Source organism: Micromonospora sicca, from assembly GCF_003172935.1.
GTDB classification, from domain to species: Bacteria; Actinomycetota; Actinomycetes; order Mycobacteriales; family Micromonosporaceae; genus Micromonospora; species Micromonospora sicca.
Genome location: NZ_QGKS01000181.1, coordinates 11,710 through 27,562 on the forward strand (window position 1 = coordinate 11,710; position 15,853 = coordinate 27,562).

Annotated in this window: 13 protein-coding genes and 2 pseudogenes; 7 read left to right on the top strand and 8 right to left on the bottom strand. The window is 71.7% G+C overall.

Annotated elements, in window-relative coordinates:
* Positions 1–262: 262 nt before the first annotated feature.
* A complete protein-coding gene (locus DKT69_RS10420; RefSeq protein ID WP_236647533.1) occupies positions 263–1,537 on the top strand; it encodes a PP2C family protein-serine/threonine phosphatase in 1,275 nt (424 codons plus the stop codon).
* A complete protein-coding gene (locus DKT69_RS10425; protein ID WP_109801362.1) occupies positions 1,534–2,475 on the top strand; it encodes a sensor histidine kinase in 942 nt (313 codons plus the stop codon). The genes DKT69_RS10420 and DKT69_RS10425 overlap by 4 nt, the downstream gene beginning before the upstream one ends.
* 102 nt (positions 2,476–2,577) lie before the next feature.
* On the opposite strand, the gene DKT69_RS10430 is transcribed toward DKT69_RS10425, so the two are convergent.
* The 3 genes and pseudogenes from DKT69_RS10430 to DKT69_RS10440 all read right to left on the bottom strand — a co-directional run bounded on the left by DKT69_RS10430 (position 2,578) and on the right by DKT69_RS10440 (position 4,110).
* Positions 2,578–3,129, bottom strand: a complete 552-nt coding sequence (locus DKT69_RS10430; RefSeq protein ID WP_109801363.1) for a dihydrofolate reductase family protein — start codon at positions 3,127–3,129, stop codon at positions 2,578–2,580.
* Between the two features lie 87 nt (positions 3,130–3,216).
* Positions 3,217–3,649, bottom strand: a pseudogene (locus tag DKT69_RS10435) (hypothetical protein).
* A complete protein-coding gene (locus DKT69_RS10440; protein WP_236647537.1) occupies positions 3,646–4,110 on the bottom strand; it encodes a hypothetical protein in 465 nt (154 codons plus the stop codon). Before DKT69_RS10440 ends, DKT69_RS10435 begins: the two are co-directional and overlap by 4 nt.
* Before the next feature lie 320 nt (positions 4,111–4,430).
* Here DKT69_RS10440 and DKT69_RS10445 point away from each other — a divergent pair, with 320 nt between their 5' ends.
* Complete coding sequence (locus DKT69_RS10445; RefSeq protein WP_146231026.1) at positions 4,431–4,994, top strand: hypothetical protein; 564 nt, start codon at positions 4,431–4,433, stop codon at positions 4,992–4,994.
* A 37-nt stretch (positions 4,995–5,031) separates the two neighbouring features.
* On the opposite strand, the gene DKT69_RS10450 is transcribed toward DKT69_RS10445, so the two are convergent.
* From DKT69_RS10450 to DKT69_RS10465, 4 genes are all read right to left on the bottom strand, one after another.
* On the bottom strand, positions 5,032–6,090 hold the full coding sequence (locus DKT69_RS10450) for a zinc-dependent alcohol dehydrogenase family protein (protein WP_236647546.1): 1,059 nt from the start codon (positions 6,088–6,090) through the stop codon (positions 5,032–5,034).
* Positions 6,091–6,215: 125 nt separating this feature from the next.
* Positions 6,216–6,842, bottom strand: a complete 627-nt coding sequence (locus DKT69_RS10455) for a response regulator transcription factor (protein ID WP_109801366.1) — start codon at positions 6,840–6,842, stop codon at positions 6,216–6,218.
* A complete protein-coding gene (locus DKT69_RS10460; protein ID WP_109801367.1) occupies positions 6,839–8,113 on the bottom strand; it encodes a sensor histidine kinase in 1,275 nt (424 codons plus the stop codon). The genes DKT69_RS10455 and DKT69_RS10460 overlap by 4 nt, the downstream gene beginning before the upstream one ends.
* Before the next feature lie 75 nt (positions 8,114–8,188).
* Positions 8,189–9,115 (bottom strand): hypothetical protein, encoded by a 927-nt coding sequence (locus DKT69_RS10465; protein WP_109801368.1) that lies wholly within the window; start codon positions 9,113–9,115, stop codon positions 8,189–8,191.
* Between the two features lie 360 nt (positions 9,116–9,475).
* On the opposite strand from DKT69_RS10465, the gene hflX reads away from it, so the two are divergent.
* Complete coding sequence (hflX, locus tag DKT69_RS10470) at positions 9,476–10,621, top strand: GTPase HflX (protein WP_109801369.1); 1,146 nt, start codon at positions 9,476–9,478, stop codon at positions 10,619–10,621.
* A gap of 97 nt (positions 10,622–10,718) precedes the next feature.
* On the opposite strand, the pseudogene DKT69_RS10475 reads toward hflX, so the two are convergent.
* Positions 10,719–10,793: pseudogene (locus DKT69_RS10475) on the bottom strand (sigma factor-like helix-turn-helix DNA-binding protein); the annotation flags it as partial.
* Positions 10,794–11,061: 268 nt separating this feature from the next.
* Between DKT69_RS10475 and DKT69_RS10480 the strand changes: the two are divergent.
* From DKT69_RS10480 to DKT69_RS10490, 3 genes are all read left to right on the top strand, one after another.
* On the top strand, positions 11,062–12,597 hold the full coding sequence (locus tag DKT69_RS10480) for a glycosyltransferase family 39 protein (RefSeq protein ID WP_236647577.1): 1,536 nt from the start codon (positions 11,062–11,064) through the stop codon (positions 12,595–12,597).
* 127 nt (positions 12,598–12,724) lie between these two features.
* A complete protein-coding gene (locus DKT69_RS10485) occupies positions 12,725–14,641 on the top strand; it encodes a glycosyltransferase family 2 protein (RefSeq protein ID WP_236647600.1) in 1,917 nt (638 codons plus the stop codon).
* On the top strand, positions 14,635–15,789 hold the full coding sequence (locus DKT69_RS10490; RefSeq protein ID WP_109801371.1) for a glycoside hydrolase family 26 protein: 1,155 nt from the start codon (positions 14,635–14,637) through the stop codon (positions 15,787–15,789). The genes DKT69_RS10485 and DKT69_RS10490 overlap by 7 nt, the downstream gene beginning before the upstream one ends.
* Positions 15,790–15,853 lie beyond the last annotated feature (64 nt).

Here is a 15,853-nt window from a genome sequence, read left to right on the forward strand (position 1 = left end):
ATCAACGGCACTCTTCTACTACGTCGACGCCTCATGCCGCACCATCCCTCTCACTTCGAGTCCAAGCTTGTTCTCATCGTGAAGACACCGCAGCGGCAGTGGGGGTTGTTCGGCGCATTCGACACGGTCGGGTTATTTCGCCCACGATGTGCGCCGTCGCGGAGAAGCCGGGCCAAGGCGGGTGGGAGGGGCTCGACGGCTCGGCCCGGGACGGGGGCTCCTAGGGGACTGCTCCGGGGCTGGTAGGGGCTACGCTTCTGCCGTGATTGGCGTGCAGGGGAGCGGGAGCGACGAGCGGCTGCGTCGTATGGAGGCGGTCACCGACGCGACGCTCTCCCAGCTCGACGTCCACGACCTTCTCGAAGAACTCCTCGACCGGGTCCGGGAGGTGCTGCGGGTTGACACCGCCGCCATCCTGCTGGTGGATGTGCACGCCCAGCAGTTGGTGGCCACCGCGGCGAAGGGGCTGAAGGAAGGGGGCCGGCAAGGCTCTCGGATCTCCGTCGGCCAGGGTTTCGCCGGCCGGGTCGCACGGGAGAAGCAGCCCGTCAAACTGGACAACGTCACCGCCGCCGACGACCCGATCCTGTTCGGCAGAGGGGTCCGCTCGCTGTTGGGCGTGCCCATGTTGGCCGGTGGTGAGGTGATCGGCGTCTTGCATGTCGGCTGTCTGGAGCCGCACCGATTCACCAGCGAGGACGTGCAACTGCTGCAACTCGCCGCCGACCGGGCGAGCCTCGCCAGCCGCACCCGGGCCAGCAGCATCGACCGCACCGCTGCCCTGGCACTGCAACGCAGCCTGCTACCCACCCACCTACCCGACGCGCCCGGCGTGGACATGGCCGCCCGCTACGTGCCCGGCCACGACGCCGGCGTCGGCGGCGACTGGTACGACGTGTTCACCCTCCCCTCCGGCTGGCTGGGCGTCGTCATCGGCGACGTGTCCGGACACGGACTGCGCTCGGCCGTCGTGATGGGGCGTCTCCGCAGCGCGCTGCGCGCCTACGCACTGGTCTGCGACGACCCGGCCGCCGCGCTCACGCTGCTCGACCGCAAGGTCCAGCATTTCGAGACCGGGAACCTCGCCACGGTCCTGTACGCGATGATCTCCCCGGACCGGGCCACCGTCCAGATGTCCCTCGCCGGGCACCTGCCACCCATCCTGGGCACACCGGGACAGCCGGCGGTCGCGCTGGACATTCCCGTCGACCTTCCATTGGGTATGGGCGCCCATCAACCGCCCCGCCGGCGCACCGAGGTCGCGTTCCCTCCCGGGGCGGCACTGATCTGCTACACCGACGGGCTCGTCGAACGCCGGGGGGAAGTCATCGACGTGGGCATCGAACGGCTCTGCTCAGCCGTCGAACCAGGTCCCGCCGAAACGGTCTGTGCCCACATCATGACCACAGTCGCCCCCGAACAGGCCACCGACGACATCGCCCTACTCGCCATCCGCGCAACCGACAAGAGTCAGTCACGCGAACCTGACGGGGCCCGGCGAGGCGGCGGGGTCACGCACCTCGGAGGCCGTGCATGAGCGTCACCGCCGCCACCAGGACGGACAGCTTTGTTCACCCGGCCCTCTTCTATGCCGACCGGGAGGAGTACCTGGCCGGCACGGTGCCGTTCATCCAGGCCGGCCTCGCCGCCGATGAGCCGGTCATGGTGGCCGTACCTGGGGACAACCTCGATCACATCCGCGCCGCGCTCGGCAGCGACGCGGACCGGGTCCAGCTGCACGACATGAGCGTGGCCGGGCGCAACCCCGGACGAATCATTCCGGGCGTCCTGCTCGCCTTCGCCGCCGCCCACCCCGGGAAGCGGGTACGCATCATCGGGGAGCCCATCTGGGCCGGCCGCACCGCTACCGAATACCCCGCCTGCGCCCAGCACGAGGCCCTGATCAACGCGGCGTTCGCCGGCCGGCAGGCCACCATCCTCTGTCCCTACGACACCAGTCGCCTGGACCCGAGCTGGCTCGACGACGCCCACCGCACCCATCCGCTCCTGCAGACGGGCAGCGCGGTGTGGGACAGTCCGCACTACGCCGACCCGTTCGCGGTGGCCGCCGGGTTCAACCTGCCGCTGCCGGACCCGCCCGCCCACGCGACCGTCGTCACCATCGACCTACCTGCCCTCCCGGCCATCCGCCGGCTCGTCACCGCCGAGGCGGTCGCGGCCGGCCTGCCGCCGGACCGAGTCGCCGACCTGACCCTGGCGGTCAACGAACTGGCGGCGAACACGGTCAGACACACCAACGCCGGCGGCGCCCTCGCGGTCTGGGCCGACCCCACGCGGCTGATCTGCCAGCTCACCGACACCGGGCACATCACGAACCCGCTCGCCGGCCGGATTCCGGTGCCACCGCAGCAGCCCGGCAGCCGAGGGCTCGTCCTGGTCAACCAGCTCTGCGATCTCGTGCGCGTCCACACCAGGCCCGGCGCCACCACGATCCGCCTTCACATGCACCGCTGACGCTCGTACCGCCGGTGCGGCCGGCCACACCCGGCCGCCGCACGCGTACCGGACGGCAGCTGGGCCCGGGCGAGGCCCGGGCCCAGATCCAGCCGTTCCTCCCTACTCGGTGACCGGCTGGTAGGACGCGATGATCACGCCGCTCTTCATGACCCTGCTGTCGGCCAGGCGGAGCGTCGTCCGCGCCTGGCTCAGCGGCGCGGTGACCGAGGGGCCGCCCTGGAAGACGGGGTGGATCCAGAACCGGACCTCGTCCACCAGCCCCGCCTTGAGCAGGGCGTGGGTGACCGCGCCGTAGCCGTACATCAGGATGTCCTTGCCGTTCTGGGCCTTCAGCTTGGTGACCTCCTCGACCAGGTCACCCTGCAGTACCTCGGTGTTGTTCCACTCCGGGTCGGTCAGGGTGGTCGAGGCGACGTACTTCTTGACGTTGTTGAAGTAGGCCGCGCCGGTGGTCGGGTCGCTCTCGTCCATCTTCGGCCAGGCGGCGGCGAAGCCGTCGTACGTGCGACGGCCCATCAGCAGCGCGTCGGCCGCGTCCGTCTGCTCGCCGGCGAAGGCCATCGCCTCCTCGTCGAAGAACGGCGCGGTCCACGCCGGGTTCTCGATGACGCCGTCGAGGGTGATGTAGGTCGAGTTGATGATCCTGCGCATGGCGTTCGCTCCTGGATGTCCGGGTCGGTCTTGGTGACATCCGGAACGTTGCCAGGGCCCACTTACGATTCGCTTCAGGTGCGCTTCTCAAGGTCGCCCGCGGCCACTGCCTCGCCGCTGCTCCCCCTGCTCGCCGCGCCGGCGGCGATCCTCCCGGACGGCGCTTCTGACACCTTGCAGCGTCGCGCCCGGTGCGAAGATCAGCGCATACCAGCGGTCCAGTGTGGCGTGCAGTTCGGTGAGCGTGGCGGTCGCCCGTTGGGTCTGCTCCCGGGAGATCCGCAGCTGCTCGCGGGCGGCCTGCGCCTCCGCCTCCAGCTCCGACACCCGCAGCCGCATCGGTTGCACCGGGGTCAGCGCCGCGTCGGTGAGCATGTCCGCCGCCTCGGCCTTGAACTTGCCGCGTTGTGACCACGGTGGCGATGGCGGCGACGCCACTGGTGCCGCCCAGCACCCCGAGCACGGACAGCAGGACCTGGACCCACTGCGGGGCGCTGGTGGCGGCGAGCGACGGAGTCATCGGGAGCCGCCGATCCGGCTCTCGAGGCGTGCCTTCTCGATGCCGCGGACGAGCCGGCGGAGGTCGAGCAGGATCTCCACCGCCCGCCACCATGCACCGACCGCCACCGCGATGATGAACGACGCCGCCGCGACCGCCAGGCGGCCGGACATCACCGCCAGCGCAACGGCATACATGCCGGCGATGGTGCCGAGCATGAGCATCGACGCGAGTTCGATGCCGAGGCCGGTGGAGATCCTTCCCGGCCAGGAAAGCCCGACCAGTCCGGCGAGGCCGACCGCGATGAGCCCGAGTTCCCAGCCGATCCGGATCGGGGCCGGCATGGCCATCTCCACAGAGGGCGGTCGTACGTCGAGCGTGATCAACAGGGCACCGCACACGGGTGCGGTGGCCAGGACCGCGTTTTCAAAAGGTCGCCGGTTACGCAGAATCCGCATGCTCGGACACCCCAACTCCTGCATGTTGTGCTGCGGTACCCCGGAGAAGGTGCCGTCGGCTGCGGAGCCCGCGACCACACTGCCCACACTGAGGGACCTACTGCGGGGGATGGGTGTGACGACTCGCGTCGTTGGTGGCCGACACCTTCAGTCATACCACCGGCCCGCCCCGTCACCAACTGATGAGATCCGACATTTTCCCAGCTCAGCGCCCTTGTGTCGGCGCCTGGTGGGGGCCGACGCGGTCCGGCGGGCAACCGATGCCGGTGGGTTCTCCCGACGGGCTGGACAAGCCGGTGGATCGAGAACTGACATCCCACAACGTGTCGGATAGTTTACGGAACGTGACGGCTGAGGATGGTGCCAACCCGGGGCTCGACGCGCCCGTGCGCGACGAGATCAGTGATGCCTGGATGCTGGCGGTGGCCGATGCGGCGCGGCAGCTCGGTCGGGAGCGCGTGCACGTGTGGCTGGCCTCCGGGCAGGTCGCCGACGTGCGGCGTACGGGGCCGGCGGACCAGCCGGTGGCGTGGTTCGCGCCGACCAGAGCGGTCGCTGCGCAGACGGCCGACGGGCGGGACTGCGAGGCGCAGGTGGAGACCGCGGTGGTGTTGGGCCTGGCCCGATGGTCGCCGGGAAACCTGCCGCCGCAGGTCTCCTCCTGGTTCGTGCGGTTGCATCCCATGGGCCTGGCGCTGCACGACCCGAGCGGGCAGGTCTTCGCCCGCGGCAACGTCGAGGTGTCCACCGAGTGGACCTCCGCCGCGCTGGTCGCTGGCGTGCTCGCGGTCTACGGCGTCGCCGATCCCGGCACCGGACCCGAAGCCTCTGCGCCGGTGCCACAGCGACTCATCCATGCCCGGCGGGCGGGGCTGATCGCGGCCGCCTACGTCCCGCTCCACTACTGACCCGAGCAGCCGCCGTGACTCGCTGGGACGCGCCAGCTCATCGCGGGTGGATCAGGCACATTCCGCCGGGAGCGGGCGCGTCCATGGCCGCCAACGCGTCGGGCACCTCGTCGAGGCCGATGGTCCGGGTGACCAGTTCGGCGGGGCGCAGTACGCCCGCGGTGACCAGCCGGAGCAGCTCCGGATAGGCGTGCGCGGCCATGCCGTGACTGCCCCGCAGCTCCAGCTCGAACGCGATCACGAGCTCCATCGGCAGGGCCGGGCGGCCCTGGGCGGCGGGAAGGAGTCCGACCTGCACATGCCGTCCGCGCCGCCGCAGGCTCTCGATCGAGGCGGTGCAGGTGCCGTGACTGCCCAACGCGTCGAGCGACAGGTGGGCGCCACCGCCGGTCGCCTCCCGGACGGCCGCGGCCACGGCGCCGGGGGCGGTGAGGGCACTGCCGTCCAGGCAGACGGTGGCCCCGCAACTCCTCGCCAGCTCGAGCGCGCCGGGGGCGACGTCGACCGCCACCACCTGGGCGCCGCACGCCGCCGCGATCATCACCGCGGACAGCCCCACGCCGCCGCAGCCGTGCACCGCCACCCACTCGCCCGCGGCGACCCGCCCCTGGCTGACCACGGCCCGGAACGCCGTGGCGAAGCGGCAGCCGAGCGCCGCCGCGGCCGGGTGGTCCAGCTCGTCGGGGAGCCGGACCAGGTTGACCTCGGCGTGCTGCACCGCCACGTAGTCGGCGAACGAGCCCCAGTGGGTGAAGCCGGGCTGCGTCTGCCGCTCGCAGACCTGCTGATCGCCCGCGAAGCACGCGGGGCACTGCCCACAGGCGCAGACGAAGGGCGCGGTGACCCGGTCGCCGGGCCGCCAGCCGCGTACGCCGGCCCCGACCGCCGCGACGACACCCGCGAACTCGTGGCCGGGGACGTGTGGCGGGCGGATGTCGGGATCGTGTCCCTGCCAGCCGTGCCAGTCGCTGCGGCACAACCCGGTCGCCTCGACCCGGATGACGGCGCCCCCGGCCGGCGGCACCGGGTCCGGGACGTCACGGACCTCGGGTCGGGCACCGAACTCGTCGAAGATCACCGCACGCATGCGCCGCATCCTGACATGGTGCGATCCGGCGGGCGGGCCCCACCCCCGCCCGACCTGCGGCAATTGCCGTCAAGCGCCGGTCCGGCCCGGGCCGGCTCGGCTGAAACGGCTGGAACCGAAGGCGCGGGCGAGCCTCAGGCGCCGCGGGCGAACAGGGCCAGGCGTACCCGGTTGGGGCTGTTGGTCTTGGTCATCAGGCTGGTGATGTGGGTCTTGACCGTGGTGACGCCGATATGCAGCCGGTCGGCGATCTCCGTGTTGGACAGGCCCTCGGCGACCAGGTTCAGCACGTCCTGCTCCCGGGCGGTCAGGCCCTCGGTCGGCCGCGGCGCCTCGGCGCGGGCGTGCACCGCGCGCTGGACCAGGCGCTGCAGCACCTCCTGGCTGAACGGGCTGTCGCCCGCGGCGGCCCGGCGGACGCCGTCCAGCAGGTCGGCGGGGGGTGCGTCCTTGAGCAGGAACCCGCAGGCGCCGGCGGTCAGCGCCGGGTAGAGGTGGTCGTCGTCGCCGAATGTGGTCAGCACCAGGACGCGGGTCGCGGGGCGGTCGGTGAGGATCCGGCTGGTCGCGGTGATCCCGTCGACGCCCGGCATGCGCAGGTCCATGACGACGACGTCGGGAACCAGCCGCGCGGCGAGGGAGATCGCCTCGCGGCCGTTGTCGGCCTCGCCGACGACCTCGATGTCGGGCTGGGCGTCGCAGAGCATGCGCAGGCCCGCGCGGATCAGGTGCTGGTCGTCGACCAGCAGGACGCGGATCATGCCGGCTCCGGCGTGTGTGGTCCGGCCGAGGTCTCTCGGCCGCGGGGGGCCGGCGTGCCGGCCGGCGGTACGGGCGAGGCGGCCGGCGCGGGGCCGGGCCCGGGGACCGCGGCCGGGAGGACGGTACGGACCCGCCAACCCGCGCCGGTCGGGCCTGCCTCCAGCCGGCCGCCGAGGACCTCGACGCGCTCGCGCATGCCGGTGATGCCGTGGCCGCCACCGGGCGGCACCGCCGCCGGCACCCGGCCGCGCCCGTTGTCGGAGACCTCCCAGTGGACGGCGCCGTCGGCCACGGCAACCGACAGGCGCGCCAGCGCGGACGTCCCGGCATGCTTCGCCACGTTGGTCAGCGCCTCCTGGGTCAGTCGCAACACCGCCAGACCACGGACCGCATCGAGCGAACCGACCGCCGGGTCGATGTCGGCCTCCACCGTGACACCGGCCTGGCGGGCCCGGTCGACCGCCGCGCCGAGCGCCGCCGGAAGCGCCGACGGCTCGATCGCGGTCAGCGCCGCGTCACCGCGTACCCCGTCGGGGTTGCGCAGGACCGCGACCAGCCGGCGCAGATCCGCCAGGGCCGCCGTCCCCGTGCCGTGCACGTCGTCGAACACCTCGCCCACCCGCGGATCCAGTTCGGTGAGCACGTGCCGGGCCACGCCGACCCGCAGCACCATCGACGCCACGTGATGCGCGACCACGTCGTGCAGCTCGCGGGCGATGGCGCTGCGTTCGTCGGCGCGCGCGGCGCGACTCTCCGACTCGCGCCGGCGCTGTTCCGCCGCCGCCCGCTCCTCGGCCTGCCGGCCGAGTTCCCGGGTGGTCCGGATGACCAGGCCGAGCAGCAGCGGTACGCCGACCTCCAAGGTCAGCCCGAAGACGCCGGAGAGGAACCGTCGGAACGGGTCGCCGATCGAGTCGGTCAGGTCGACCGTGGACAGCAGCCCGGCGGCCAGCCAGATGATCCGCGGCCGGTGCGCCCACATGGCCAGCTCGAGCAACGCCCAGCTGGCGCCCACCTGGTTGATCGTCGTGTCGTCGATGATCTGGATCGCGACGGCCAGCAGCGCGGCCTGCCCCACCAGGTTGACCAGCGGCCGGCGGTGGAACACCAGCGCGACGGTGAACGCGACCATCGCGAGCACCCACTGGGTGACCGTCGGGGAGCGTCCGGCCTGGCTGCCGAAGACCAGATAGCCCACGCCGCTGAGGTCGAGCAGCAGCATCCGCACGAACGTGTCGCGCGCGTCGAACAGCCGTCCCACCCACCCCACCGGATCAGCCTAGGCGCTGCGGCTCGCGGGCCGGAGCGGCGGCGCCCGCCGGCCGGCCGACGAACCGCGCCGCGGTCATGCGGCCAGCGCCAGTTCCGGGCGGCGTCGGCGAGCGACGACCAGGCCGGCGGCGGTCGCGGTCGCGACCACCAGGGCCGCCACGGCGGCCAGGGTGAGCGCGTCCGGGCGCAGCAGCGGCTGCCCGCGCAGTGCCTGCCAGGTCAACAGCATCGTGAGTACGCCGTAGGCACCGCCCGCCACGACCAGCAGCCGTACGCGGGTGTGCTCGTCCAGCCGCGTTCCGACGAACCGGCTCAGCAGGATCGCCAGGATCGGCAGCGCCTGCAGGGCGTGCAGCCCCACGAAATGCCCGATCCGCAGGTCCCCGCCGGTGGTGCTCCAACCGACCAGCGGCAGCCCGGGCCCCCCGTCCGGTACGCCCACGCTGTGCGCCCCGGCGACCCCCTCGATCCCCGTGTCCCGGCCGGCCACCATCGGTATTGCCGCCAGCATGCCCAGCAGCGACAAGCCGATCCCCAGCCCGACCGCGTACCCGCCGACCCGGTCCGCGATCGGCTGACGCAGTACCACTATCCCGATGACGAAGTGCGCGGCGAACAGCACCAGGATCGACGCGCCCATCGCCTGCCACAGGGCGGCGTTCAGCGGGGTCGTCTCGTTGTAGTGGCTGGTCGTGCCGCGCAGCACCTGCCCGACGATCACCACCATCTCGATCACCGACATCGCGACGATGACCGTGCCCGCCCACTCCGCGATCCGGCTGCGTCCCGGCAGGAGGGAGAGCATCCAGGCGAGGGTGGCGCCGTACAGCACGAACGACACGGCGAACTTGAACGGCTTGAGCCAGATCGGCACGCCGGTGAGGACGCGCGGGTCGGCCACGATGCCGACCGCGGAGACGACGGCGAGCAGCGCCATCGCGGAGACGAAGACCATCAGGGGGCGGTGCCAGTGTGCCGCCCGGTGCAGTGCGCTAGTCATACCTGTAGATGCTCGTGAGCCGCCTTCCCGACCGCGTCCGACCGCGGGCCCCGGTTGCGGCCGGCGGTCGGAGCGTTGCCTCCTCCCTGGGGAGGAGGCGGCAGTCCGAGCCGGTGGAGGAGGTCGTGGTCCGCGTCCGCCGGACCTGGCGCGCCCGCTCCCACCTGATGCCAATAGCGCCCGGGGACCCAGGATCATCGGATGAGCGCCGGCGTGGCACGGCTCCGGTCCCTACCCACGGGAGCCGTCCGTACACCTGTGCCGCGGACGAGTGTTCGCCGCGGTGCCGGTTGCGGCCGGCGGCATGGTGGGCGGCGCCCAGGGTAGACCGAGTTCACCCGATACCAGGTGAGGTGGACGATGGCGGGATCATGGTTGCTCGGCGCCGGTGCCGACCTGCCGGGCGAACGGCCGAACGCCGTGCTGGTCGCGGTCAACCAGGAGGACGGGGCGGGCGACAGCGGTCCGGGTAGCGAGGTGTCCCTGGCCGAGCTGCGGCGGCTCGCCGACACCGACGGTCTGACCGTCGTCGACGCGGTGGTGCAGAACCGGCCCAGACCCGACCCCGCCACCTACGTCGGCTCGGGAAAGGTGGAGGAACTGGCCGCCGTCACCGAGCGAACCCAGGCCGACCTGGTGATCGCGGACGGGGAGCTGAGCCCCGGCCAGGTGCGCAACCTGGAGGAACGGGTCGGCGTGCGCGTGGTCGACCGCACTGCGCTGATTCTGGACATCTTCGCCGAGCACGCCCGCACCAGTGAGGGCCGGGTGCAGGTGGAGTTGGCGCAGATCGCGTACCAGTTGCCGCGGCTGCGGGACGGCGGCCGGACGATGTCCCGGGTCGGTGGTGGCCGGGTCGCCGGCGGCGCCGGGATAGGTGTCCGCGGTCCCGGTGAGATGCGACTGGAGACCCAGCGCCGGACGCTGCGCCAGCGGGCCACCCGGCTGCGGCGCAACGCCTCGGAGCTGGCTCGGCGGCGGGAGCGGACCCGGAGCCGAAGGGCCCGCAACCGGGTGCCGTCGGTGTCGATCACCGGCTACACCAACGCCGGCAAGTCCGCCCTGCTGAATCGGCTCACCGGCGCGGACGCTCAGGTCCGGGACGTGCTGTTCGCCACGCTCGACCCGACCGTGCGCCGGATCAGCACCGGCGAGCTGACCTACACCGTCATCGACACGGTCGGCTTCGTCCGGCACCTGCCGCACCAGCTCGTCGATGCGTTCCGCTCGACGCTGGAGGAGGTCAGCCGCAGCGACCTGACCATGCACGTGGTCGACGCCTCGGCGCCGGACGCGCTCGAACAGATCACCACGGTGCACGGGGTGCTGCAGGAGATCGGCGCCGGACAGGTTCCCGAGTTGCTGGTACTCAACAAGATCGACATTGCGCCGCCGGAGTGGGTCGACGCCCTGCGGCGGGTGTACCCCGAGGCGGTGGCGGTCTCCGCGCTGACCGGCGCCGGCATCGACGAGCTGCGGGCCGTCCTGGCTGCCCGGCTGGCGTGACGCCGACGGGAGAGCTGACGTCAGGCCTGCCGCCCCGGCTGCACCAATCCGCCACGGGACGGACCGGCGCGCAGGTAGGTGAGCACCGCCCGGGCCCCCGGACCATCCGGGAGCGGATGGTGCCGACCGGGCAGCCGCACACCTCCGCCGCCTCGGCGTAGGACAGGCCGACGCCGTAGGCGTACCCGGTGTCGAACCGGACACGCTTTAACAAGATCATGTCACTATTGGCCGCTTGCCGCCGGCATGCGCCCCTTTAGCGGCTTTTGTGGCATCTAGGCACTCTGGTGAGTTTCGCTCAATATGCTCCAAAGCGACATCCAGTACTCGACCCAGGGGCTCCTGGCGGGTTCGTGCTGCCCGATCCGCACACCACGAGGACGCCGGACCGGCGTTCACCGCGGGGCGGCCGCGGGCCGCGACCGCCGGAACCCACGGAGATGCGTGAGATCCCGATGAAGGACGCGGAAACCATGGTCCTGCCCCGGCTCGGGCCGGCGGCGGTCAGTGTCGAGGACCCCTGGGGAGAAGACCAGGGCGCCGACCCGGTCGGTCCGGCGACGGACCCCCAGCGGTGGCGGGTCGCCGCCTGGCTGGTGCCGGCACTGCTGATGGGCCTGCTCGGCGTCGTCCGGGCCGGCGCACCCGGACTGCGGACGGAAGAGCTCGCCACCTGGGGCCGGGCCGCGTCGTCCTGGCGGGACAACTGGTCGATGCTCGGCTCGGACGATGTCGCCGTCGGGCCGTACCACCTGCTGATGCGCGCGTGGGCGGCGGGCTTCGGCACCTCCGATCTCGCCCTGCGCGTACCCTCCATCCTGGCCATGACCGCGGCCGCGGCGCTCGTCGGGGCGCTGGCGGCCCGACTGTTCGCGCCGGGGACCGGTGTCCTCGCCGGGGTGGTCTTCGCGCTGCTGCCGACGTCGGCGCGGTACGCGCAGGAGGCCCAGCCGTACGCATTGACCCTGCTCGCCGCGGTGCTCGCCACGTCCCTCCTCGTGGCGGCCATCGACCGGCCGAGGCACTGGCGCTTCGCCGGCTACGCCGGCGCGGTGGTGGTCCTGGGCCTGTGCAACGTCGTCGCGCTGCTGCTGCTCGTCGGCCACGGCTGGGCCGTGTTCGCCTTCCGGCGCACGGTCGCTGTCCGATGGCTGGCCGCCGCGTCCGTGGGCGCGCTGCCCGTGGCCGCCCTGCTCTGGTTCGCCACGCGGCACGGCGCGCAGATCGCCCCGGCCTCGCACCCGAGCCTGACCGCGCTGGCCGCGACCCCCCGGGAACTGTTCGGCGTCACCGCACTGGGGGCCGTGCTGCTCGCGCTCGCGTTGTTCAGCCTCCCGCTGCGGCACTCCGCTGCCATCTACACCGCCTGGGCGGTGGTGCCGCCGCTCGTGCTGCTGCTCATCGCGCAGGCGACGCCGTTCTGGCGGCCGCAGTACCTGCTCTTCACGCTCCCGGCGTGGGCGACGCTCGGCGCGGTCGCCCTCGCCCGGGCGGGCACCCGATGGTCCGTGGGTGTGCTGGCGGCGGTCGCCCTGATCGTCGCGCCGGCCCAGTTGGCCGTGCGGGAACCCGATGGACATCAGCAGGCGACCCGTCAGCTCGCGGAGATCATCCAACCTCGGCTGCAACCCGGTGACGGCGTCGTCTACGGCTCGTCGGATCCGGGAGGTGGCGGGGTCGGCCGGAACGTGGTGGCGCACTACCTCCCCGCCGACCGCCGGCCGAAGGACCTGCTCGCCACGGCTCCACACCGCGTCGACGGTCGGCTCCCGGTGTCCGAATGCGCCGACGTCGCCAGGTGCCTGCACGGCGCGCGGCGACTGTGGGTGGTCCGCCTCGGCGAGCAGCCGGACCCGGTGCACGGCATCGGCGGCGCGAAGGAGCAGCTGCTCCGAAAGACGTATCAGGTGGCGCAGGTCTGGCGACCCACGGGGCTCACGCTGGCCCTGCTGGTGGACGAGCGGACCGACCTCTGACCGGTCGCCGCACCCGGGATCGGATGGCGTGGTCCGCTGCGGTGATTGGGGCAACTCGCACTGTTTGACCGTATTGCACGTTTAGGCTCAGCCACAGTCGAGTCCGTGGCGAGCAGGAGTCGGACCCTTGGGGGGCAATGTGGGCGTCGTCGCCGATAGGCGCCTGTCTTCAGCCACAAAGGACGGAACCTCCGCCGGCGGCACCCCGGTCGACGACGCGGCCCAGCCGCCGTCCGGTCAACGCCCCGATCGTCGCCGGCTGAACATCAGGGCTCGCCTGGCGTACGCGAGATGCGGCGCCATCGCCGGCCCCCTGGTCGCGCCGCGGCACCCGCGCGCGGCGGTCGAGTTCCGCCACGCCGTCTCGCCCGCGGCGCGGGTGGTCCTGACGCTGCTCGTCCTGGTCAACAGCGCGGCCGGGCTGCTGCTCGTCGGGTGGCTGCTGCTTCCCGAGCACGTACCCGGAGCGGGCGTGATCGGGCTCGGCGGCTGGCAGACGGTGGCGGCCCGGCTCGGCTTCTGCGTGGTCGTCGGCGTCGAGTTGATCCGCCTCGCGCAGAACGTGGTCGTCTGGGTGTTCGCCTTCAACGCCAAGGACCCGGTCCCGGTCGATCCTCCGGTCGGCCTGCGGGTGGCCCTGCTCACCACGATCGTGCCCAGCAAGGAACCGATCGACGTCGTGGAGCGGACCCTGCGGCGGTGGAAGCAGATCGTCTACTGCGGTCGGGTCGACGTCTGGATCCTCGACGAGGGGGACGACCCCGCGGTGCGGGAGATGGCCGCGCGGCTCGGGGTGCGGCACTTCAGCCGGAAGGGCCGACCGGAGTACAACCAGCCGAACGGTGAGTTCCGCGCCAGGACGAAGTCGGGCAACCACAACGCCTGGCGGGCCGAACACGAGCACCACTACGACGTGGTCGCCAACGTCGACCCCGACCACGTGCCGCTGCCGAACTTCCTCGAACGCACGCTCGGCTACTTCCGCGACCCGGACGTGGCCTTCGTGGTGACCCCGCAGGTGTACGGCAACATGCACCAGAACCTGGTCGCGCACGGCGCCTCGGTCCAGCAGTACCTCTACAACGGCCTCATCGCGCGCGGCGGAAACGGTCTGGACGCGCCCCTGCTCACCGGCACCGGCCACCTCTACCGGCCATCCGCGTGGCGGACCATCGGCGGCTACCAGGACTCGATCATCGAAGACCACCTGACCAGCATCCGGATCCATGCCGCCGTCAACCCGGAGACGGGCAACCAGTGGAAGGGCGTCTACACCCCGGACGTGGTGGCCATCGGGGAAGGCCCGACCTCGTGGGCCGACTACTTCAACCAGCAGAAGCGGTGGGCCGCCGGCATCTGCGAGATCCTGGTCCGCCGTGACCTGCGCGCGCCGCGCGAACTGCCGTCCCGACGCCGCTGGCAGTACCGCCTGCTCCAGTTCTACTACCCGAGCGTGGCGGTCAGCCTGCTGCTCGGCAACTTCGCCACCGCCATGTCGCTGCTCACCGGGGTGAGTGCGGCCCAGCTCGACGTCACCGTGTGGTCGGTGCTGTGGGGCTCGACCATCGCCACCTGGTTCGTGCTGTGGCTCTGGCTCCGCCGGTTCAACATCGCCCCGCACGAGCGGGAAGAGATCGGCTTGGTCGGCATGGCGCTGGCGCTGTTCGCCGGTCCGATCTACGTGGCCGCCGGTGTCGGCGCGCTGCTGCGGCGCAAGCTCGGGTTCGTGGTGACGGCCAAGGGCAAGCTGCGTACCACCGAGTCGCTCGGCACCTTCCGTCTGCACTTCTGCTGGGCGGCCTTCGCCGCCGGCGTGCTCGGCGCGAGTTTCCTGCTGGACAACGACTTCACCCTGCTCCGGGTGTGGCCGGTCCTGACCCTCCTGATGGGGCTTGGTCCGCCGCTGATCGCGCTCGCGTCGAGTGTCGCGGCCCGCCGCGAGCAGCAGCACGAGGAGAAGGCCGAGCCCGCCGCTCGGACCGGGAGAGAAGAACGTCACCCGCCGAAGTCACGGGTGGCGGCTGACGGGGGTTTGCCATGGTGAGGGTGACCGTTCCGCGGGTCCTGCTGATGCTGAGCGGAGGCGTGCTGGTGCTGACCTACGGCTTCACCTTGGCGCCCGTCACCAGCTCCGGGGGCCGGGGGGACGCCCGGTCCGACCGGGCGGCGACGGCCGAAGCACAGGAGCCGGCCCAACCCGGCGCGTCGCCCCGACCGGCTCGAGAACTCTTCCCGCCGGCCGGAAAGACGTTCATCGGTGTCATGACCGAGAAGGGCCCACACGACTTCACCGCGACGAACATGTTCACGGCGGCCGCCAAGCGTCAGCCACAGGCCATGCTCTTCACCTCGGGGTGGGCGTCCGACACCTTCGACCGGACTCTCTTCGACCAGATCAAGGGTCGCGGCATGCTACCGATGCTGGCCTGGGAACCGTGGGACTACCGGCCGGGCGAAGCGGCCCACAGGAAGGGGCTCCCGACCCGCGAGGTCGACAGGTTACGGAACGAGCAACCCCGGTACCGGTTGTCCCACATAACGCGCGGCGACTTCGACAGCTACCTGCGGTCCTGGGCCGACGGGATCAAGTCACTCGGCTACCCGGTGGCCATCCGGTTCGGCCACGAGATGAACGGCTACTGGTACCCGTGGTGCGAGACGGTCAACGGCAACCGGCCGGGCGACTACGTCAAGGCGTGGCGGCACATACATGACCTGTTCCGGGCCGCCGGGGCCACCAACGTCACCTGGGTATGGAGCCCGAACAACAGATGGGACGACTCGACCCCGAAACTCTCCACGCTCTACCCGGGCGATGACTACGTCGACTGGGTGGGCATCTCGGGCTACTACAGCACGGTGTTCACCTCGGAATACCGGTCCTTCGACCTGATCTTCAACCAAACCATCGAGGATATCCGCGTCTTCACCAGCAAACCGCTGGTCATCACCGAGACCGGTGCGTCCGACGTCAACGGGCGCAAGGCCGAGTGGATCGAGCAGACCTTCCAGCTGCTGTCCAGACACAAGGACATCATCGGATTCATCTGGTTCGAGGTGGACAAGGAGGTGGACTGGCGCATCGCCAGCTCACCGGCCGCGGCAAGGGCCTTCGCCAAGGCGGTCGCCGACCCTCGCTACCAGTTCACCTGGTCGCCGGACATGCTCCTGCGCACGGAACTGGAGGATTAGATGTTCCGTGCCCTGCCTGCCGACCAGCATCCGTCCGCGGATGACGACCTGGCCGAGCCGGTCG

Excerpts from the sequence above, each read along its gene's own strand:
- hflX (WP_109801369.1), top strand. The coding sequence starts at position 9,476 with ATGGCGGGATCATGGTTGCTCGGCGCCGGTGCCGACCTGCCGGGCGAA.
- DKT69_RS10450 (WP_236647546.1), bottom strand. The coding sequence starts at position 6,090 with ATGCGGCGCATGCGTGCGGTGATCTTCGACGAGTTCGGTGCCCGACCC.
- DKT69_RS10490 (WP_109801371.1), top strand. The coding sequence starts at position 14,635 with ATGGTGAGGGTGACCGTTCCGCGGGTCCTGCTGATGCTGAGCGGAGGC.
- DKT69_RS10465 (WP_109801368.1), bottom strand. The coding sequence starts at position 9,115 with ATGACTAGCGCACTGCACCGGGCGGCACACTGGCACCGCCCCCTGATG.
- DKT69_RS10440 (WP_236647537.1), bottom strand. The coding sequence starts at position 4,110 with ATGCAGGAGTTGGGGTGTCCGAGCATGCGGATTCTGCGTAACCGGCGA.
- DKT69_RS10455 (WP_109801366.1), bottom strand. The coding sequence starts at position 6,842 with ATGATCCGCGTCCTGCTGGTCGACGACCAGCACCTGATCCGCGCGGGC.
- DKT69_RS10430 (WP_109801363.1), bottom strand. The coding sequence starts at position 3,129 with ATGCGCAGGATCATCAACTCGACCTACATCACCCTCGACGGCGTCATC.
- DKT69_RS10480 (WP_236647577.1), top strand. The coding sequence starts at position 11,062 with ATGCGTGAGATCCCGATGAAGGACGCGGAAACCATGGTCCTGCCCCGG.
- DKT69_RS10425 (WP_109801362.1), top strand. The coding sequence starts at position 1,534 with ATGAGCGTCACCGCCGCCACCAGGACGGACAGCTTTGTTCACCCGGCC.